We start from the raw sequence: 19,736 nt of genomic DNA, 5'->3' as shown, positions 1-19,736 counted from the left end.
ATAATAATCAGAAGGGGTTACGATGCCACGGCATTATTTGGTAGGTGTGCTTGTTTTATTGATATTGATTATGCTGCTTAATCTGGAAAGCGGCTTGGGGCGCATACTTTATCTGGGTGTGATTGTGTTATGTTTGGGCGTACTGGGGCTGGTTTTGGGGACTGTTCTGCTCATGGTACTCACTTTTACTTTTATTCTTTATGCTGCAGTGAAAGCCATTCGGAGCCAGCATCAGTTACCTCATTAAAATGCTACTCTAAGATGTTCAAAAACAAGAAAATGCAAAATAACCATACAAAGCTAACTACTTTGTCTAGAGACAAACAAAAACGTGAGACTTCAAGTCTCACGTTTTATCAGTCTTTTACAGATTCAGACAGAGGATATACAGGTTTGACTGATCTAAAATACATGCAACCAGTCACGTTTATTATGAAAATCTGCCTGAGGACTACTATGCTGCATCGCGTAGTACTGGTCACCTTGCGAGGTTTTTAAAACAGCAGATAACCCCAGGAACAAGTTTTCCCATTTGAGTTTATGTGTTGCCATAAAATCGGTCAGATCCACACTGACATTGAGACCATAATGGGTACGTTTGAGCTGATTCAGCTCAATATCATCTGCAGCTTGTGGTGGCATATCTTCAGGATAGCGGTATTCTTCAAATTGATAAGCCTGCCAGGCCTGAGAAGGGGAGAGATTAATCTCACGATAAAAATCTTCACCCTGAACCCCAATAAAAATTTCAAAGCAGGTCTGTTCCCACAAGAAATCCTGACGGGGATGTGCAGCTACCATGTCTGGCCACAGGATGTAATGATTGGGATCGCGGATCCAGAAGCCCACATTTAAACTACATGGACCTTGCTGTTCAATGGCAGCAACCAGAGAGATGGCCTGAAAACGGCGATCAAATGCGCTAAGTTCGTAACTTGCCATAAGTCCTGTACTTAGTTAGACAAATGAGCGAAACGAACAAGATTGGACAATTTTTGGTTCTGTTTTGCCGCTTTCTTATAAAGAAGTGCAATTTTACCAATAGTTTGAACCACTTCAGCACCAGTCGCTTCTGAAATTTCAGCAATCAGCGCTGCACGCGCTTCACGATCTTCAGCGACAATTTTAACTTTAATCAGTTCGTGATCGTTTAAAGCACGCGCTAATTCTTCGATGACATTTTCCGTCAGACCTTTGTCACCTAGCATCACGACTGGGTTAAGTGTATGTCCGATTTGACGTAAACGCTTACGTTCCTGAATAGATAAAGCCGCCATGAGAGATAACCTGAATTTTAAAACGGCTTAGTATAGCAAAAGCAAAAAATAAACGCTGTAAATTATCAGGAAATAATCATATTCAATCTGTCCACGGAGAGAGCAAAAGCCTTAGATTTAGATACACATGTATACTGCAAAATAAGTCTTTTTCACGTACAATTAATATAATGAGACATTTTTTTATTTAGAGAGTTATGGCTACACGCATTACCAACCAAAAGTTATCTAAAAGTAGTCGTGATTGGATGAGAGAGCATTTAGACGATCCTTATGTGAAAAAGGCACAAAAGGAAGGCTATCGTGCGCGTGCAGCATATAAGCTCTTAGAAATGCAAGAAAAGTATAAAATCATTAAACCTGGTATGACTGTGGTCGACCTGGGCGCAGCGCCAGGCAGCTGGTCACAGATTGCCGGTAAACTTGTTGGCGATAAGGGTTTATTGATTGCATCTGATATTTTACCAATGGATGCTTTACCAGATGTCACTTTTCTGCAAGGTGACTTCCGTGAAGAAGAAGTTTTCCAAAAACTGCTAGAAATTTTAGATGGTCGTACTGTAGACGTTGTAATTTCAGATATGGCCCCCAATACATCAGGTAATAAGGCTGTAGATCAACCGCGTCAGATTTACTTGTGTGAACTTGCACTGGATTTTGCCAATAAGGTGCTAGGCCCCAAAGGTCAATTTGTGGTAAAAGTTTTCCAAGGCTCAGGTTTTGATGAATTCCGTAAGCAAGTGGTTGATAGTTTTGATATTCTGAAAACATCTAAACCCTTGGCATCACGTGCTCGCTCTAAAGAAGTTTTCCTGATCGGGCAGGGACGCAAGAAGGCTTTAAAATAAGTCTACTTGCCAAGTCGTTAAAAATTGTGCATTTTGTACGTTTTCAGATAATTGTAAGTTAATTTACAGCTTAAGTATTAAGGTCACCCTGAACAGGGCATGATCAAATTAGATTGGAATGGGAATAAAGCTTTGAGCGATCTTTTTAAGAATGCCGTATTGTGGCTCGTAATACTGGGTGTGCTGGTGTTAATCTTCAGCAACGTCAGTGACCGCAATCAACCGACTACAATGAACTACTCAGAGTTTGTTGCCGCGGTCAATGCTGGCCAAATTAAACAAGTTGTTATTGACGGCGAAAGAATTCGTGGCGAAAAATCAAACGGTTCAGAGTTTGAAAGTATTCGTCCGGCAGTTCAGGATCCTGAGCTGATGCCAAGCCTCATTAAAAATAATGTTGTGGTCGAAGGTGAAGCACCACAACGTCAAGGCTTGCTCATGCAGTTGCTTATTGCAAGTTTCCCTGTGCTTTTAATCATTTTGTTATTCATGTTCTTTATGCGCAACATGGGTGGCGGTGCAGGTGGTAAAAACGGCCCAATGAGTTTTGGTAAGTCTAAAGCCAAAATGTTGTCTGAAGACCAGATTAAAGTCACTTTCGTCGATGTTGCCGGTTGTGATGAAGCCAAGCAAGAAGTGGTTGAAATTGTCGACTTCCTGAAAGATCCAACCAAATTTAAACGTCTCGGTGCAAGTATTCCACGTGGTGTTTTGATGGTCGGTCCTCCAGGTACAGGTAAAACTCTACTAGCCAAAGCCATTGCCGGTGAAGCTAAAGTGCCATTCTTTAGTATTTCAGGTTCTGACTTCGTTGAGATGTTTGTCGGTGTCGGTGCATCCCGTGTTCGTGACATGTTCGAACAGGCAAAACGTCATGCGCCATGTATCATCTTTATTGATGAGATTGATGCAGTCGGTCGTCATCGTGGTTCAGGTACAGGCGGTGGTCACGACGAACGTGAGCAGACGCTGAACCAGATGCTGGTGGAAATGGACGGCTTTGAAGGTAATGAAGGTATTATCGTAATTGCTGCGACGAACCGTGCCGATGTACTGGATAAAGCTTTACTTCGTCCGGGTCGTTTTGACCGTCAGGTTGTGGTTGGCTTGCCAGACATTAAGGGTCGTGAACAAATCCTGAATGTGCATTTGAAGAAATTGCCTTCAGTGACAGGTGTGGATGTTAAGGTTCTTGCACGTGGTACACCGGGCTTCTCGGGTGCGCAATTGGCAAACCTGGTGAATGAAGCGGCTTTATTCGCTGCACGCCGTAACAAGAATACTGTCGATATGCATGACTTCGAAGATGCAAAAGACAAACTGTATATGGGTCCTGAGCGTAAGTCGATGGTGCTGCGTGATGAAGAGCGTCGCGCGACGGCTTATCATGAAGCAGGCCATGCGATTGTTGCTGAAAGTTTGCCGGGTACAGACCCGGTGCATAAAGTCACCATTATGCCGCGTGGCTGGGCATTGGGCGTGACCTGGCAGCTACCTGAATTTGACCAAACCAGCCATTATAAAGACAAAATGTTGAATGAACTTTCTATTTTGTTTGGTGGTCGTATTGCGGAAGAGGTCTTCATTAACCAAATGTCGACGGGTGCTTCAAACGACTTCGAACGTGCAACTAAAATGGCACGTGCGATGGTGACCAAATACGGTATGTCTGACAAAATGGGCGTCATGGTCTATGAAGAAGATGCACAGCAATCGTTTATGGGTAGTATTGGCAGTCGCAGTATTTCTGAAACGACCCAGTTAGAAGTCGATCGTGAAATCCGTCGTATTCTGGATGAGCAATATAAAGTCGCACGCGATATCTTGGAAAGTAAAAAAGATGTTGCCCATGCGATGGTGAAAGCCTTGATGGAATGGGAAACTATTGATCGTGATCAAATCCGTGACATTATGGAAGGTCGTGAGCCTCAACCGCCAAAAGTCTATGTTGCAGAAAATCCTGTGATTGATGTAACCCCAGATGATGGCCCGTTGACGCCACCGCCATTGCCAGCCAACTAAGTTAAATAAAAAACCACCTTCGGGTGGTTTTTTTATGTCAGTCATTTTTATGATAATTTCCTGAATGCTATATTTAACTCAAAACTAATGGGCAAATGTCTTATCGAGCTTTGCTTTATTGCTCTATCCATAAGACAATATTCGAATTATTGTGAACGAGGATGGAAACATGCAGTTGATGCCTTTACGACCACATGTATGGACATTTGGTGAGTTAAAACTGGACTTATCTCAGCCGCATGTGATGGGAATTCTCAATGTCACCCCCGACTCATTTAGTGATGGTGGTCGGCATAATCAAAAAGAAGATGCAGTTGCACGTGCGCTGGAGATGATGGCTGAAGGTGCGACCGTAATTGATATCGGCGGGGAATCGACCCGTCCGGGTGCCGCTGTGGTAGACGTAGAGGAAGAGATCCGCCGCGTGGTGCCTGTGGTTGAAGCCTTAGCAAAACATGATGTTATTCTCTCGATTGATACTTCACAACCAGAAGTGATTCGTGCAGCGGTTCAGGCCGGAGCGCATATCTGGAATGACGTCCGTGCGTTGACCCGCCCCAATGCTTTAGTAACAGCCGCTGAATTGAATATTCCGGTAATCATTATGCATATGCGTGGTGAGCCGACCACCATGAACAATCTGGATCAATATGATGATGTCACTACCGAGGTGATTGGCGAATTATCTCAACGTGTTCAGGATGCCTTGGATGTAGGAGTAAAAGCCGAAAATATCATGATTGATCCGGGGTTTGGTTTTGCCAAGAATGCTCAGCAAAATCTCAAGCTGCTTCAAGAATTTTATAAATTGACAGAAATGGGTTATCCGATTTTATCTGCCTTATCACGTAAACGCTTTATTGGAGCTGTTTTAGATGGCGCAGAACCACAGGCGCGTGCGGTGGGTTCGGCAACAGCACATTTGCTCAGTATTCAGCAGGGCGCCTGTATGGTACGGGCACATGATGTGAAAGCGACAGCGGATGCGATTAGAGTCTGGCAAGCCATGCAGATGGCGTAGACATTGATGGCGGGAGAGTAAGCATCTGGCAATGTTGTTTGGCTTTTGAGCAACAATGTGCTATATAGGCACGCTTAGATTAAATTGTCATCTTTTAGAGTGCCTGTAATGTTTGCAGATTTACTTCTCCCCATGTTCGATGATGCGTATTATCCCGATATTCTGGTTGCTGAAATCAAACAGCACATCGAACATTTTGCCCAAAAAGTCGCTAAATCAGCTTTGTCAGATCAAGAAATTTACCAGCTTGCCCATCTGACCGTTGCTGATATTAATGCCATGAAACCGCAGTTTGAAGATCTGGATTCATCTCTGGATGATACCGCTGCAGATTATATTGCCGAAGCCATGATGATGGTGGTGCAAGAGCACGGGTTGTTCGAGATTGAAATGGAAGAGCTGATTACCAATCGTGAATGGTGATCGATAAAACCCTGCTACTGCAGGGTTTTTTATTATTTGTAGAAATAGTCTTTAAAACTTTTAAAGCGAATCGAGCTGAGTAATTTTTGCTCCTCATGCATGCATTGCTGATAAAGATTCTGGTAATAAGCCTGCAGATTTGACTGGTCCTGAATCGGTTGCGGTGTTTTGGATCTGGACTGTTGGTAGGCCCAAAAGGCCAGCTGCCGCAGTTTTTGCAGTTTGATCTGATCAATTGCACTACAAGAACTTTTAAATAAAGGTTCTAAGGTGACAGCGCCAAAAGAGGAAAGCGCTAAAATGATCATGCTGATGATCACCAGCATATCTGAATGAACTACATACAGATTCAGCAATAAAACCAGAAAAATCGGAATTTGCAGATACAGACAGTTCTGCAAGCGCTGACTATAGGCTTTGGAGCTGAATTGCGCCTGATATTGTGCATACCAGATATAGGGATAAAGCAGGGCCATTAACATGATCAAGGTGACATTAAAGGCGATCGTGGCATTCTTGAAAAAATAATATTCCAGAAGTACTGAGCTGATGCTACAGGCCACGCAGATTAAAAGAGACAGTAAATTAATCGCGATCACAAACTGGAGATTTTGCAGGGCATTAAATTTGAAGCGGCTATAACGCAGCTTCAGGAAAAAAGCGTCTGGATGGCGTAATTGTAATGTGGCGAGATCGAAGTATTTTAATTCTGACATGAGGATTTCGCGCTAAAAGAATAAAATTCAGGCACAAAAAAACCAGCCTAATGCTGGGTTTTCTATTGCACCATTTTAATAAAGATTAAAATGGTGCCCGAGGCCAGACTCGAACTGGCACGCTTTGTGGGCGGGGGATTTTAAATCCCCTGTGTCTACCGATTTCACCACTCGGGCATGTGCGCAATAATAGAGGACGAAATAAAGCTTGGCAAGCACATTTCTAAATGATTGCTTTCTTTTCAAGCAATTCCGTGGCTTCTCTCTAAAAAATTAGCAGATCAATCTGTTTTTCAGGCCCCTTATTAGAAATATTCAAGATGGCTAATCAAAATAATAGAGCGAACTATGAGTTCTCGTCCAGATAACTGTTGACATCCAGATGTTTGATGGTTTTACAGTATTGATGCTCATGTTTCAGCAGCTGGGTATATAATTCGGCATAGTGATTTAATTGCTGTTTTAGTTCGGCATGCTGAGGATGATTGTTTGAACAAAAACGTAATTTTAGTCGAAGCATACAGGTCTGTTTATAAGCCCAGAAGCAGATTCTACGTAATTGTTGCAACTGATAATGTTCAGTATTTTGGCTGTTTTCCCGGAACAAGTTTTCCCGATAAAAACGGATAAAGCCAAAGCTCACTCCAAAAAAGAATAAACTCCACATCAGCAGGCTACTTTGTACAAAAAACAGATTTAAGGTTTGTAGTATAATCACCACAGCCATCTTGATTGGGGTATGGCGTAATAACTGATATAGCGAATAAGAAGAATGCTGAACCTGTTGCAGAATTAAGGTGAGACTCAACATCAGGAACAACAGTATCGCCAAAATGGCATAACTTTGCGCCTGAAATTCGCTCACTTGCACAAAAGATTGCTTTATGACGTCACCGAACATCAAACTGACGGGAATAAAAATCATGGCCGCCAAGACCCAGGGAATCAAAAGCTTGGCTTTATCCCAGATCCCACGGATTTTGATCTGGCTATAGAACAGGTAATTGCCTTTAAATGCAGTCGGATACTGTTGTTGAAGTTGCTGCAGCAACAAAGTCACTTGGGTAGTGGGCATCATCCAGAGATTGATTCAGAAATAGACACAGGCACTATAGTCGATTTGACGCAGAATCACAGGACAAATCCATTTTCAGCGCTTATCATTGCTTTAATCACGAAGATTTTAGTTTTTTAGCCACGAATTATGCGAAAATAGCCGATTCAAGATTTATTTTTTTAAGGACAGTTTATGACTGATCAATCTCCTGAGGCGTTAAGCGACATCGAAATTTTAGACATCCTGCAAAGCATGAAAAAGGATGAACTAAATACTGAGGCGAAAGAAGTGATTCGTCAGGGTGGTAAAGCTGGTCGTCAGGAAGCGCATAAAGAAGCGTTAGTGGCATTGAATCAGTCATTTGAAGACAAATTTGTCGAAGCGGTATCTTTGGCTTTGGGCCTGAATACGGCACAAATCAAAAAAATCCGTTATAAAAAAGACCGCGTCCGTATTTTAAAAGCGCGCGGAATTGATTATATGGCGATTGATGGTGCTGAAACTGCACAGGTACTGTCACAAATTGCCCAAGCAATTGTGCGTGAAGACGCGATTGTTACCCATGACCTGCATAATATTTTCCCATTCTGGAAAGAAGGCTGGCCTATGGTGCAGTTCGACAATGCTTACAAGATTCTAGAAGATGATATCCAGATTCACTATCAAGCTGTTTTAGATGCATTGTTAACAAAGATCTAAGCACCTCAATAGATGTAAAAAAGCACCGTTAGGTGCTTTTTTATGATTGAATTTACTGGTTTGAATAAAACAAACTTAAAATAAAACTGATAGGAACGATAAATAGTCGTCCCCATAAAATCAAAGGTATGGCTAAATACTGTCCCCAACTCATGGTTCGGTCATAATGGCCACGGTGACGCTGGTAACCATAAGGGGTAATGATGCAAGCAAAAATCAATAAAATGATCGCTAAAAACAAAAACAGCGGATTTTGTTGTTGAGCAAAAAAGAAATAGATTAAATACAGTCCTGAATAAAAACTAAAACAAGCCAATAGCGCAGAAATGGACATCACTCTATCCTTATGATTTTTATTTTAAAATAGAAGAAGAATCAGATTATTCTGATTCTTCCTGAATTAATGGATTGATTTCAATGATCCGAGTCACCAGCAACTGATCAATCTTGAAATGATCGACATCGACGACTTCAAATTTATAACCGGCATGAATGACGGTATCGGCAGGACGCGGAATTTTACGCAGCTTGAACATCATAAAACCAGCCAGTGTTTCGTAATTTTCCTCATCTGGCATTGAGTCGATTTCAAGCGCATGTTTCATGTCTTCAATTGGCGTGCTGCCTTCAATCAACCAGGAATTATTGTCACGCTTAATAATTTGCTGATCGGCTTCAATTGGTGTCACCCAGTCGCCCATCACGGTAATCATAATGTCGGAGAGGGTAATCACCCCAACTACCAGCGCATATTCATTAATGACGACGGCAAATTTTTCCTTGGTCGAGCGAAAACGGTCCAGAACTTCCGATAAAGTTAAAGTATCCGGAATGGTCAGGACATTACGGATGGTATTTTCATTTAACTGTAGCAGCGACTGGTTATTCAGAATCCGCACCAGAATATCTTTGGCATCGACATAACCAATCACACTGTCGATGTCATTGCTACACACCAGAAACTTGGAATAGGGATATTCCGCCAGCTTTTGCCGAATACTTTCTTCTGGTTCATTTAGGGTAAAGAACACCACATTCTCACGGGTAGTCATACTCGAAGGTACATTACGCTCTTCCAGCTCGAATACATTTTCAATGAAATGATGTTCCTGTTTTTGCAGTACGCCAGCCTGTGCACCTGCATCCATCACTGCGGAAATATCATCAAAGGTAATATTATCATCACGAATGGTATTTACTTTAAACAGACGGAACAGCATGTTGGCAATAACATTAATGAGCCAGGCCAAAGGCTTACAGACTTTAATGAAAATCTGAATGGGTTCAATGACCGAGACTGCGATCTTTTCTGGCGCAATCATGGCCAGACGTTTCGGCATCAAGTCTGCAAATAGAATAAATAAAGAAGTGACGACAGTAAAGGAAAGTGCAAAGCTAATATTTTCAGCCCAAGGACCCTGGTAAAAGCGGGAAACAAAATTAAAAATATAAGGACGGAAGGCTCCTTCACCTAAAATACCGCCAAGAATGGCGACTGCATTTAAACCGATTTGAGAGGCTGCAAAGAAGTCAGCAGAATTTTCTTGTAGATCTAAAACTTTTTGAGCGCGATGTTCACCCGATTCAGCCAGAATTTTCAGTTTGACTTTACGGGCACCTGCGAGGGCGATTTCTGTTAAAGATAAAAAACCGGCCCCCGCGATGAGTATTAAGATAATCACGATATTTTGTAAGAGGCTCACAAATCCACCTGTGGATGAATAGTATCTTGGGATATTTTTAACACAAAAAAAGGCTTGAGGTGTAAAAACTACCTCTCAAGCCTTCAAAGTATAATCTTAAAAAATAAGAATTTAGAAGAATTTGAGTTTAATAGTGTGAAAATTGAGAATTATTGCTCAGGAATTCACGATTTTCTTCCTCAATCATTTGACGCGCAACATACAAAATCAGCTGACGTAACCAGCGATGTGCAGGGTGATGATGCAATAGAGGGCACCATGCCATTTTGAGTTCAAATTCGGGAATATAAAATGGTGGATCTTTCAGAATTAAATTATGATTCTTGGCTTGCAGGCGTGCGATCCGTGAAGGCAGGGTTGCCACCAGATCGACATTGGAGGCCAATAAACCTGGCATTTGATAATGACGGGTAAAGACCGAGATTTTACGTTTCTGGCCAATACGTTCCAAAGCCTGATCGATCCAGCCTAAACCGGCCTGTTTCTCCGGGTTGACCCCAAAGCCTACACCCATACCGGTTTTAGAGACCCAGATATGCTGTGCATCCAGATAGCTTTTTAAGTTCAGGTTGGTTGCAGCCGGGTGTTTATTGTTTAATAAACAGGAAAAACTGTCACGCCAGACCAGAACCTGATGAAAACTTTGCGGTATTTCATTAAAACGGTTAATCGCCAGATCAACTTTGCCTTGTTCCATGTCACGATAAGACACATCACTCGGGGTTAGAAAGTCCAAGACCACGTTCGGTGCTTCTGAACGTAAGGCTTTGACCAGCCGAGGAACCAGTGTCGCTTCGGCATAATCCGAGGTCATAATCCGGAAGACACGATTTGACGTATAAGGACGGAACTCGGTACGCGGTTCCAGAATCATGGACAAGTCAGCCAGCGCATCGCGGATACGTGGCTGTAACTCAAGTGCACGTTCTGTTGGTGTCATGCCTTCAGAAGAACGGATCAGGAGAGGATCATTAAATAAATTGCGTAATCGGCGTAAAATATTACTCATGGCAGGCTGGGTAACGCCCAATTGTTCGGCTGCACGGGTGACATTTTTTTCGCGAAGAAGTACATCAAGATAAATTAATAGATTGAGATCGACCCGCTCCAGATTCATAAAAGAAATACCGAGAATAAATACAAGAAATTATGCTGATTATGCCATAACTGCCGGGCTTTGTGTAAAGCGCCGATGAAAAAAAGCCATGAGAATGCAGATAAAATCTAGGGAATTTATGCAGGTTTAAGCTGAATGATTAACGATTTTATTCGACTGAGTAGAAGCACGGGCTAAGCAAAGATTCAGTATTTTTATGTATGCAGATCAACAGCTCCATAGCCAAGCTTTAAACTTTAAAAATACAGCTGTAATTGCGTGAATAATTGCGTGAAAAGTATGCTATCTTGATAAATGCTTCAGCCTAAGAAATAATTCAAAATCATGATTATTTTTTAATAAAAGTGGATTTGAGCCAAGCCCAGACTTAAGTCTAATGAAGTATTTTTAAGCAGTCTGAAGGAAAAACGATCAATTTTATTTTAGTAAAATATAAAATAAAACAATATCTTATTTTAACATCACAGGATTATACTAAGACTTTCATCTACTCATTTTTTAAATAAATACTGAAGATTCTTGCAGACTATTGGATTAATTTTCATAAGCCCACTAATCTTTAGCTATCCCAACGGACCGGCGAAAATCTAAACAAGTTACTGAGGGTGTGATTTGAACGGTTCGTTGCAGAAAAATCCTAATATTATTACAGGAAAATATCATGACTACATACCAAACAGCGATTGATGCAATCCGCGAATTGAAAGCGAAATTCGGTAACACTTGGGCAGACATCAGTCCTGAAGATGCTGCGCGTATGCAAATCCAAAACCGTTTCAAAACTGGTTTAGACATTGCGAAATATACCGCGGCAATTATGCGTCGTGATATGGCTGCTTATGATGCAGACTCTAGCAAATACACTCAATCATTAGGTTGCTGGCATGGTTTCATCGCACAACAAAAAATGATTGCGAACAAAAAATACTTCGGTACGACTGAACGTCGCTACATTTACCTTTCTGGTTGGATGGTTGCAGCACTTCGTTCAGAATTTGGTCCACTTCCTGACCAATCTATGCACGAAAAAACTTCTGTTCCTGCATTGATCGAAGAAATCTACACATTCTTACGTCAAGCTGACGCGAAAGAATTGAACGACTTGTTCCGTGCACTTAAAAAAGCACAAGAAGCAGGCGACACTGCTAAAGCAGCTGAATTGACTTCACAAATCGACAATTTCCAAACTCACGTTGTGCCAATTATTGCGGACATTGATGCGGGTTTCGGTAACGAAGAAGCGACTTATCTTTTAGCTAAGAAAATGATCGAAGCGGGTGCATGTGCACTACAAATCGAAAACCAGGTGTCTGACGCGAAACAATGTGGTCACCAAGCTGGTAAAGTAACTGTGCCACACGAAGACTTCATCGCGAAAATCCACGCACTTCGCTATGCATTCCTTGAAATGGGTCTTGACGACGGTATCATCGTTGCACGTACTGACTCTGAAGGTGCTGACCTGACTCAAAAAATCCCAGTGGTTAAAGAGCCAGGCGACATCGCTTCTCAATATATCAGCTACTTGGAAACATCTGAAATTGATATCGCTGATGCACAAGAAGATGAAATCCTGATCAAACGTGATGGCAAACTTCACCGTCCTAAACGTCTTGCTTCTGGCTTGTACCAGTTCCGTGAAGGCACGCAAATTGACCGCGTTGTACTTGACTGTGTAACCAGCTTGCAAAATGGTGCGGATCTTCTTTGGATCGAAACTGCGACACCAAACGTTGCTGAAATCGCTCACATGGTAAACCGTGTGAAAGAAACAGTTCCAAATGCGAAACTTGTATACAACAACTCACCTTCATTCAACTGGACGCTTAACTTCCGTCAACAAGCGTATGACCGTTGGGTTGCTGAAGGTAAAGACGTTTCTGCTTACGACCGTGCTAAGTTAATGAGCGCTGAGTACGATGCAACTGAACTGGCTGCTGAAGCTGACGAAAAAGTTCGTACCTTCCAAGCAGATGCTGCGCGTGAAGCGGGTGTGTTCCATCACTTGATCACACTTCCGACTTACCACACAGCTGCACTTTCTACGCATGAACTTGCTCAAGGTTACTTCGGTTCTGAAGGCATGTTGGCTTATGTTGCTGGCGTACAACGTAAAGAAATCCGCGGCGGTATCGCATGTGTTAAACACCAGGCAATGGCTGGTTCTGACATCGGTGATGACCACAAAGAAATCTTCGCTGGTGACAATGCATTGAAAGCTGGTGATGACGCTAAAAACACAATGAACCAGTTCAGTGCTTAATCTGCTGAATTGATTCACCAAAAAACCCTGCATCTGCAGGGTTTTTTATTTGGAAAAATGCTATTAATAAATAGGAAATGGCAACCTCAAGAAAGTATTCAAGTGAGATCATCCATAATTTCTCCATGATTGGTTTTTATCACAGTTATTATGTGTTTAATTCTTGCATTCTACTGCTATGTCACTGAATATTTAGATATAGCTTGCTCGTATTTGGTCTAAATTCATCCCTCTTTAATTAAAAAGTGACTCGGACTTATGCTGTCTAAATTTTTTATCCACCGCCCGATCTTTGCTGGGGTATTGGCGATTGTCGTGATGGCGATTGGCCTGTTCGCAGTGATGAACCTGCCAGTGGAACGTTATCCGGACATTGCCCCGCCACGGATAACGGTGGCAGCAACCTATAGTGGCGCTTCTGCGGAAACTGTGGAAGAAAGCGTGACCCAGGTGCTGGAGCAGCAGATTAAAGGGATTGACCATTTACTGTATTTTAGTTCGAATAGTGATTCTTCAGGGCGCAGCCGGGTCAGCATCAGCTTTGAAAATGGTACCGACCCCGATACAGCACAGGTTCAGGTACAAAATGCGATTAATGGGGTATTGAACCGTTTACCGGAAGATGTCCAACGCCAGGGCGTTAACGTGTTTAAATCTCTCGGCGATACCCATATGGTAATCAGCCTGTATGATGAGTCCGGTCGCAGTAACAATATTGAACTTTCTGATTACTTGATGACACATCTGGAGCAGGACATTTCCCGGATTGAAGGTATTGGTGAAGTTGATGTTTTTGGTTCTCAATATGCGATGCGGATCTGGCTGGATCCAGGAAAACTCAAACAGTATAAGCTGATGCCAAGCGATGTTCGTGCCGCCATTGAAGCTCAGAATACTCAGGTGGCTGCGGGCGCGATTGGGGATTTGCCGGCAGTGGATGAACAATACCTGAATGCTAAAGTCACCTCGGGTTCCCGTCTAAAAACCGTTGAAGAATTCCAGAATATTATTGTCAAATCGGATCGTGCCGGTAGTTTTATTTATTTAAAAGATATTGCACGGGTCGAACTTGGTGCTGAAAGTTATCAGTCTTATAGCACCAATAATGGTTATCCTTCGGCAGGTCTTGGGATTTCTCTGGCCTCAGGTGCCAATGCCATTGCCACCTCAAACTTGATTAAAGCTGAAGTTGCCCGTATTTCCCAGCAATTGCCCGAAGGCTATAAAATTGCCTATCCACGAGACAATACGCCCTTTGTACAAGAGTCGATTAAAGAGGTGGTCAAAACCCTGATCGAAGCGATCATTCTGGTTATCATGGTGATGTTCATTTTCTTGCAGAACTGGCGTGCCACCTTGATTCCTACCGTAACGGTGCCGGTGGTGATTTTGGGAACCATGGCGGTGCTTTATGCACTGGGCATGAGTATCAATACCTTAACCTTATTCGCTTTGGTTCTGGCTATTGGACTATTGGTTGATGATGCGATTGTGGTGGTAGAAAACGTGGAACGGCTGATGCATGAACAGCATTTGTCTGCCAAAGAGGCGGCGTTAGAGTCCATGCAGGAAATTAGTGGGGCATTGGTCGGAATTACCTTAGTTCTAACCGCAGTCTTTATTCCGATGGCGTTCTTTGGCGGTTCTACCGGGGTGATCTACCGACAGTTCTCCATCACTTTGGTTGCGGCCATGTCCTTATCCTTATTGGTGGCCTTGATTCTAACCCCAGCACTGTGTGCGCTCATTCTGAAACCGAATCCGAAACCGGCAAAATGGGCGGCATGGTTTAACCAGAAGCTGGATCATTTAAAGCATCGTTATCTGCATCTTTCCAAAGTCACGATTCAGCATCAGGTCATTTGTTTACTGCTTTTTGCCGGCTTGATCTGTGTCTTTGCACTGTTTTACCGTGCTTTGCCAACCAGTTTTTTGCCGAGTGAAGATCAGGGGATTTTAAGCCTGCAAATCAAAGTGCAGGAAGGTGCTCCGATGAAAAATACCATTCAGGTCGGAGAAGAGGTTCGTAAATATTTTCTGGATCAGGAACAGGCCAATGTCAGTCTGGTGATGATTCGTTATGGCCGCAATTTCTCGGGAACTGGCCAGAATCTGGCCACCGGTTTTGTGGCATTAAAACACTGGAATGAACGTGCCGGTCAGGACAATACCGCACCCGCGATTCGTGAACGGGCTTTGAAGCATTTTCAAAGTAACCCTAATGCACAAATCAACGTATCCATGCCCGCGTCAGTCAATGGTCTGGGACAAACCGATGGTCTGGATTTCTGGATTCGGGATATCAATGGTAATGGCCGGCAGTATCTGGAACAGCAATTTCAGGCACTGGAAGCTCAGGCTGGCAATTATGCAAGCTTTGAAAATCTGGGTAAACGTTCTAATCCTGAAAAAGCCGAACTACGCGTCAATATTGACCAGAAACAGGCCATGGCCAATGGTCTGACCCAAACGGCAATTAATAGCACCTTATCTAGCGCTTGGGGTGGCAGTTATATCAATGACTTTATTGATCGCGGCCGGATTAAACGAGTGATCATGCAGGGCGATGCCGAATTTCGTTCCAAGCCGGAAGATCTGGCACAATGGCATGTCCGTAATGACCAGAATCAAATGGTGCCTTTTAGTAACTTCTCGCAAGTGGACTGGAGTGGTGGTCCGGAAGTGGTCAACCGTTTCATGGGCTATACCGCACTACAGATGGAAGCAGATCGGGCTCAAGGCAGCAGCTCCGGTCAGGCCATGCAGGATGTAGAGGCGCTGATTGCTGAACAGGACGGCGTAGATGTGGTCTGGAGCGGTTTATCCTTTGAAGAAAAACAGTCCAATAATCAGGCCATCTGGCTGTATCTGATTTCGATAGGTTTTATTTTCCTGTGTCTGGCCGCATTGTATGAAAGCTGGAGTATTCCTACTGCAGTGATGTCAGCAATTCCTCTTGGTATTGGCGGCAATATTATTTTCAGTTATTTGGCTGGCTTCCCGAATGATATCTATTTTCAGATTGCCTTGCTGACCACCATTGGCTTGTCCTGTAAGAATGCCATTCTGATTGTGGAATTTGCTTCGCTGGCACAGCAACAGGGAAAATCGGTGGTGGAGGCAGCATTGGAAGGTGCTTCCCTGCGTCTGCGTCCGATCCTGATGACTTCCTTGGCTTTTGGCGCCGGAATTTTACCTTTGGTCTTTGCCACGGGAGCAGGTGCGGTAAGCCGTCAGGAAATTGGAGTCAGTGTATTCGGCGGCGTAATTTTCGGAACTGTGTTGGTGCTAATTTTTATTCCCTTTATGTATGTGATGATTCGAAGTTTAATGGCTAAAAAAGAACCGGTTGATTCATGATCGTGCGCTCAGAAAAACAATCAATAGCCTGACTCAATCCGGCTGTGATGATTTAGATGCACTGAGAGCAGGGGTAATGTTCGGAGGATGATGCTAAAATCCACGCCTTTGCGCTTATAACCATGGACTGCCTATGCCGAAAATTTCAGAAAAAATACAGCATATTCAACAACAGATCCGTTCTGAAAACCATGCTATGGCGATTGGCTTATTAAATGAGCTGAATGTCGCCGATCAGGCCAGTATTTTAAAAGGTTTGAAGTTAGAAGAACAGATCCGGATTTTTCAGGAACTCAAAGAACCGAGCCGGGTATTCGAGTTTATGCCACTCAGCCAACAAGTCAGTCTGGCTGAGCAATTACCGGTCGCACAGATTATTGCGATTCTAAATGCGCTCGATTCGGACAACTTTGTCGATGTTTATAAACGATGTTCTCCACAGCTGCAGCAGCAGCTCATGGCAAAATTGTCCGAAGCGAGTCGGCAAACCCTAAAAGATCTGGCGATTTATCCTGAAGGGACTGCTGGTGCGCTGATGAGCTCCAGTTTTGTTTCTTTGCATCAGGATCTGTCGATTCATGACGCTATCCAAATGTTGCGTGTGGTGGCCGCAGATCAGGAAACCCTATATCTGATTTATATTGTTGATGAGCAGGACCAGCTGATCGGGGTAGTCTCTTTAGGGCAGATGATTCAGGCCAGTCCTGAAACCAGCATTGCCGAAATCATGCAAAGAGATGTGATTTACGCCAAGATTGGGGATGACCAAGAAGACGTTGCAAAAACTTTAACCTATTATGATTTTATGGCTTTGCCGATTGTCGATGAGCATAAAAAAATTCTTGGAATTGTCACTTATGATGATGCCATGGACATCATGGAAGCCGAAACCACCGAGGATATTTTAAAGTCAGGGGCGGTTGAGCCCTTAACTGAGTTAAGTTTAAAAACTGCGCCTATTTTTACATTGTACCAGAAGCGCGTATCTTGGCTGGTGATTCTGGTCTTTGGCAGTCTATTGTCCGGCATTGGCATTGCACATTATGAAGAGACCATTGCCGCGCATATTGTTCTGGTTTTTTTTCTGCCATTGCTGGTGGGCAGTGGTGGTAATGCCGGCTCGCAGTCGGCGACCTTGATGGTGCGTGCTTTGGCCACCGGTGATGTAGAGTTTAGAGACTGGTTTAGCCTGCTCAGCCGGGAAACCTTGGTGGCGTTGTGTCTGGGTGGCACCATGGCACTGGCTGTCTCGGTGTTGGGTTATGTCCGAGGGGATATCATGGTGGCTGTGGTTCTGGCGATCAGTATGCTCGGCATTGTGCTGATGGGCTGCCTGATCGGCATGAGTCTGCCTTTTATTCTGAACAAGTTTAAGATGGATCCGGCCAGTGCCTCTGCACCTTTGGTGACCTCTATTTGTGATGCCACCGGTGTGATTATTTATCTATTTGTTGCTTCCAAATTATTGTTTTAATTCACAGATTGCTACAACTTTGGTCTCAAAATAATTTATGCTGATGAAAGTCAGCCCTATTTTTGGAATCACATATGCCTGAGCCTGGACAAAAAACAAAACTGAGTCAACAAGAGGTCATTCGTCTGGAACGTGATCTGGCCAAGTTTGCCAACATGATGGATTCAGTGGTACGTATTCCATTTACCAAGCAAGGGGTAGGGGCAGATGCTGCGCTGAGTACGATTCCGGTCGCTGGAGATATCGCCGGTTTTGTATTGACCTGTTATGCCATTCATAAGGCCAAACAGATTGGGGTGCCGAGTGCCAAGCTGAATCCGGTCATGAAACTGGCGGTGATGGATGCGGTGGTTGGATTTATTCCGGTGGCAGGCACCATTTTTGATATTTTTATTCGTCCCAGTCGCAAGGCGCTTGATGTGGTGCATGTTCATATTCGCGAAGAATATCAGATTCACAGTGATCGACATGTGGTACACCCTTTTTTGCATGAAAGCCTGGAACGCAAACAGCAGCAATCTGAATTTTGGCGCAATCCTGTAGTGGCCTGGATCTGGATTCATATCCCGGATATTTTAGGCACCTTGTTCCTGATTCTATTTATTTTTGCGATTGGGTGGGGGGCAATGGCGTTGTATCAGTGGATCAGCGCATAAAGGCCTATATAAATAATGAATAATTGAATCCAATAAAAAAGCCTGCAAGTGCAGGCTTTTTTCAATCAATGAATAGTATTACTTAAGCACAATCAAGCTGTTGTAGTGCAGCAACACGTTGTTCGATGCTTGGATGCGTCTGGAACAAGGCAGCAAGGCTAAAGCCTTCTTCTTTACCCGCAGAAATCGCAAATGCTTTCATTTCTTTCGGCATGGCATCTGGCATTTCAGACTCTGCCTGTAAGCGCAATAATGCTGAAATCATAGCCTGTTTACCTGCCAAGCGCGCACCTGCTTCATCGGCACGATACTCACGCTGACGGGAGAACCACATCACAATCGACGACGCCAGAATACCGAATACGATATCCAGTACGATGGTAATTACAAAATAGGCAATACCCGGTGCTTCACCTTCTTCACGACCAAAAACGTTACGGTCAATAAAATCACCCGCGACACGTGCGAAGAACATGACGAAGGCGTTCACAACACCCTGAATCAGTGCCAGAGTGACCATATCACCATTGGCGACGTGACCAATCTCATGCGCCAATACTGCACGAAGCTCGTCTTTGTTCATACGCTCAAGCAGACCAGTCGATACGGCTACTAAAGCATCGTTTTTATTCCAGCCAGTGGCAAAGGCATTGGATTGATAAGATGGGAAAATACCCACTTCCGGCATTTTAATGCCTGCACGCTGAGAAAGTTGTGCAACTTCATGGAGCAACCAGGCTTCAGCTTGGTTACGAGGTGCATTCGGGTCAATCAGTTCAGTACCCGTGGTCTTTTTCGCCATCCATTTAGACATGAACAGGGAAATCATTGAGCCAACCATACCGAACACGAAACAGATGACCAACAGGTTGCCTAGATTCAAGCCACCTGCGCCATGGTAACTACCGACACCGAAGAGTGACAAGATAATGCCAGCTACAACCAGTACCGCGAGGTTGGTTAGCAAGAACAAACCAATCCGCATCATTGAGAAATCCTCTTATTACAGAAAAATAATCTGATTATTGAATGTAAATCATTGAAATCAATATGAGGTGAAATCGATAAGATTTCAAGAAAAAAATAGCAATTCGCTACAA

The 19,736-nt window shown here is 43.4% G+C and carries 18 protein-coding genes and 1 tRNA gene; 10 read left to right on the top strand and 9 right to left on the bottom strand.

What is annotated here, in order from left to right:
* Positions 1-22: 22 nt before the first annotated feature.
* Complete coding sequence (locus FTU42_RS03825) at positions 23-247, top strand: hypothetical protein (protein WP_005169862.1); 225 nt, start codon at positions 23-25, stop codon at positions 245-247.
* 155 nt (positions 248-402) lie between these two features.
* Here the strand turns inward: FTU42_RS03825 and FTU42_RS03820 are convergent, their stop codons facing one another.
* The gene (locus tag FTU42_RS03820) at positions 403-942 is read right to left on the bottom strand and encodes a DOMON-like domain-containing protein (protein WP_005169863.1); all 540 of its coding nucleotides are present in this window, start codon (positions 940-942) and stop codon (positions 403-405) included.
* A gap of 11 nt (positions 943-953) precedes the next feature.
* The gene (yhbY, locus tag FTU42_RS03815; protein ID WP_005097716.1) at positions 954-1,277 is read right to left on the bottom strand and encodes a ribosome assembly RNA-binding protein YhbY; all 324 of its coding nucleotides are present in this window, start codon (positions 1,275-1,277) and stop codon (positions 954-956) included.
* Between the two features lie 197 nt (positions 1,278-1,474).
* On the opposite strand from yhbY, the gene rlmE reads away from it, so the two are divergent.
* The 4 genes from rlmE (at position 1,475) to FTU42_RS03795 (ending at position 5,591) form a co-directional block, all read left to right on the top strand.
* The gene (gene rlmE / locus FTU42_RS03810; RefSeq protein ID WP_005097715.1) at positions 1,475-2,125 is read left to right on the top strand and encodes a 23S rRNA (uridine(2552)-2'-O)-methyltransferase RlmE; all 651 of its coding nucleotides are present in this window, start codon (positions 1,475-1,477) and stop codon (positions 2,123-2,125) included.
* A 132-nt stretch (positions 2,126-2,257) separates the two neighbouring features.
* Positions 2,258-4,147, top strand: a complete 1,890-nt coding sequence (gene ftsH, locus FTU42_RS03805; protein ID WP_100355633.1) for an ATP-dependent zinc metalloprotease FtsH — start codon at positions 2,258-2,260, stop codon at positions 4,145-4,147.
* 169 nt (positions 4,148-4,316) lie between these two features.
* A complete protein-coding gene (gene folP, locus FTU42_RS03800; protein ID WP_180083055.1) occupies positions 4,317-5,168 on the top strand; it encodes a dihydropteroate synthase in 852 nt (283 codons plus the stop codon).
* A gap of 108 nt (positions 5,169-5,276) precedes the next feature.
* Entirely contained in the window at positions 5,277-5,591 is a 315-nt protein-coding gene (locus tag FTU42_RS03795; RefSeq protein ID WP_005169878.1) for a DUF5713 family protein, read from the top strand.
* Between the two features lie 32 nt (positions 5,592-5,623).
* On the opposite strand, the gene FTU42_RS03790 is transcribed toward FTU42_RS03795, so the two are convergent.
* The 3 genes from FTU42_RS03790 to FTU42_RS03780 form a co-directional block, all read right to left on the bottom strand.
* Complete coding sequence (locus tag FTU42_RS03790; protein WP_180071806.1) at positions 5,624-6,307, bottom strand: hypothetical protein; 684 nt, start codon at positions 6,305-6,307, stop codon at positions 5,624-5,626.
* Between the two features lie 91 nt (positions 6,308-6,398).
* Positions 6,399-6,484 (bottom strand) — tRNA-Leu (locus FTU42_RS03785).
* Between the two features lie 169 nt (positions 6,485-6,653).
* Positions 6,654-7,382: a hypothetical protein gene (locus FTU42_RS03780; RefSeq protein ID WP_180083054.1), complete on the bottom strand. Its 729-nt coding sequence runs from the start codon at positions 7,380-7,382 to the stop codon at positions 6,654-6,656.
* A gap of 174 nt (positions 7,383-7,556) precedes the next feature.
* Between FTU42_RS03780 and FTU42_RS03775 the strand changes: the two genes are divergently transcribed.
* The gene (locus FTU42_RS03775) at positions 7,557-8,063 is read left to right on the top strand and encodes a hypothetical protein (protein ID WP_074383395.1); all 507 of its coding nucleotides are present in this window, start codon (positions 7,557-7,559) and stop codon (positions 8,061-8,063) included.
* Positions 8,064-8,115: 52 nt separating this feature from the next.
* Here the strand turns inward: FTU42_RS03775 and FTU42_RS03770 are convergent, their stop codons facing one another.
* From FTU42_RS03770 to FTU42_RS03760, 3 genes are all read right to left on the bottom strand, one after another.
* Positions 8,116-8,397, bottom strand: coding sequence for a hypothetical protein (locus FTU42_RS03770; protein WP_005097706.1), 282 nt, complete (start codon positions 8,395-8,397; stop codon positions 8,116-8,118).
* Positions 8,398-8,443: 46 nt separating this feature from the next.
* Positions 8,444-9,766, bottom strand: a complete 1,323-nt coding sequence (locus FTU42_RS03765) for a hemolysin family protein (RefSeq protein WP_005097704.1) — start codon at positions 9,764-9,766, stop codon at positions 8,444-8,446.
* Positions 9,767-9,893: 127 nt separating this feature from the next.
* Entirely contained in the window at positions 9,894-10,883 is a 990-nt protein-coding gene (locus tag FTU42_RS03760) for a LysR family transcriptional regulator (RefSeq protein WP_005097703.1), read from the bottom strand.
* 661 nt (positions 10,884-11,544) lie between these two features.
* Between FTU42_RS03760 and FTU42_RS03755 the strand changes: the two genes are divergently transcribed.
* From FTU42_RS03755 to FTU42_RS03740, 4 genes are all read left to right on the top strand, one after another.
* Positions 11,545-13,146, top strand: a complete 1,602-nt coding sequence (locus FTU42_RS03755; protein ID WP_005169883.1) for an isocitrate lyase — start codon at positions 11,545-11,547, stop codon at positions 13,144-13,146.
* Positions 13,147-13,404: 258 nt separating this feature from the next.
* Positions 13,405-16,506 carry a multidrug efflux RND transporter permease subunit gene (locus FTU42_RS03750; RefSeq protein WP_180083053.1) on the top strand — a complete coding sequence of 1,034 codons (3,102 nt, stop codon included), beginning with the start codon at positions 13,405-13,407 and terminating at the stop codon, positions 16,504-16,506.
* Positions 16,507-16,639: 133 nt separating this feature from the next.
* Positions 16,640-17,980: a magnesium transporter gene (mgtE, locus tag FTU42_RS03745; protein WP_180083052.1), complete on the top strand. Its 1,341-nt coding sequence runs from the start codon at positions 16,640-16,642 to the stop codon at positions 17,978-17,980.
* Between the two features lie 74 nt (positions 17,981-18,054).
* Positions 18,055-18,636, top strand: coding sequence for a DUF4112 domain-containing protein (locus tag FTU42_RS03740; RefSeq protein ID WP_180083051.1), 582 nt, complete (start codon positions 18,055-18,057; stop codon positions 18,634-18,636).
* Positions 18,637-18,718: 82 nt separating this feature from the next.
* Here the strand turns inward: FTU42_RS03740 and htpX are convergent, their stop codons facing one another.
* Entirely contained in the window at positions 18,719-19,624 is a 906-nt protein-coding gene (gene htpX, locus FTU42_RS03735) for a protease HtpX (RefSeq protein WP_005097694.1), read from the bottom strand.
* Positions 19,625-19,736: the final 112 nt, after the last annotated feature.

Source organism: Acinetobacter sp. YH12102, from assembly GCF_013419125.1.
Lineage (GTDB): Bacteria > Pseudomonadota > Gammaproteobacteria > Pseudomonadales > Moraxellaceae > Acinetobacter > Acinetobacter pseudolwoffii.
The sequence above is the reverse complement of the archived record's forward strand: the minus strand, read 5'-3'. Positions and strand labels throughout refer to the sequence as shown.

Bases quoted from the DNA above. Each gene is read 5' to 3' on its own strand.
- FTU42_RS03775 (WP_074383395.1), top strand. From the start codon at position 7,557: ATGACTGATCAATCTCCTGAGGCGTTAAGCGACATCGAAATTTTAGAC.
- FTU42_RS03790 (WP_180071806.1), bottom strand. From the start codon at position 6,307: ATGTCAGAATTAAAATACTTCGATCTCGCCACATTACAATTACGCCAT.
- FTU42_RS03825 (WP_005169862.1), top strand. From the start codon at position 23: ATGCCACGGCATTATTTGGTAGGTGTGCTTGTTTTATTGATATTGATT.
- yhbY (WP_005097716.1), bottom strand. From the start codon at position 1,277: ATGGCGGCTTTATCTATTCAGGAACGTAAGCGTTTACGTCAAATCGGA.
- htpX (WP_005097694.1), bottom strand. From the start codon at position 19,624: ATGATGCGGATTGGTTTGTTCTTGCTAACCAACCTCGCGGTACTGGTT.
- FTU42_RS03770 (WP_005097706.1), bottom strand. From the start codon at position 8,397: ATGTCCATTTCTGCGCTATTGGCTTGTTTTAGTTTTTATTCAGGACTG.
- rlmE (WP_005097715.1), top strand. From the start codon at position 1,475: ATGGCTACACGCATTACCAACCAAAAGTTATCTAAAAGTAGTCGTGAT.
- mgtE (WP_180083052.1), top strand. From the start codon at position 16,640: ATGCCGAAAATTTCAGAAAAAATACAGCATATTCAACAACAGATCCGT.
- FTU42_RS03740 (WP_180083051.1), top strand. From the start codon at position 18,055: ATGCCTGAGCCTGGACAAAAAACAAAACTGAGTCAACAAGAGGTCATT.
- FTU42_RS03820 (WP_005169863.1), bottom strand. From the start codon at position 942: ATGGCAAGTTACGAACTTAGCGCATTTGATCGCCGTTTTCAGGCCATC.
- FTU42_RS03755 (WP_005169883.1), top strand. From the start codon at position 11,545: ATGACTACATACCAAACAGCGATTGATGCAATCCGCGAATTGAAAGCG.
- FTU42_RS03780 (WP_180083054.1), bottom strand. From the start codon at position 7,382: ATGCCCACTACCCAAGTGACTTTGTTGCTGCAGCAACTTCAACAACAG.
- FTU42_RS03750 (WP_180083053.1), top strand. From the start codon at position 13,405: ATGCTGTCTAAATTTTTTATCCACCGCCCGATCTTTGCTGGGGTATTG.
- FTU42_RS03760 (WP_005097703.1), bottom strand. From the start codon at position 10,883: ATGAATCTGGAGCGGGTCGATCTCAATCTATTAATTTATCTTGATGTA.
- folP (WP_180083055.1), top strand. From the start codon at position 4,317: ATGCAGTTGATGCCTTTACGACCACATGTATGGACATTTGGTGAGTTA.
- FTU42_RS03795 (WP_005169878.1), top strand. From the start codon at position 5,277: ATGTTTGCAGATTTACTTCTCCCCATGTTCGATGATGCGTATTATCCC.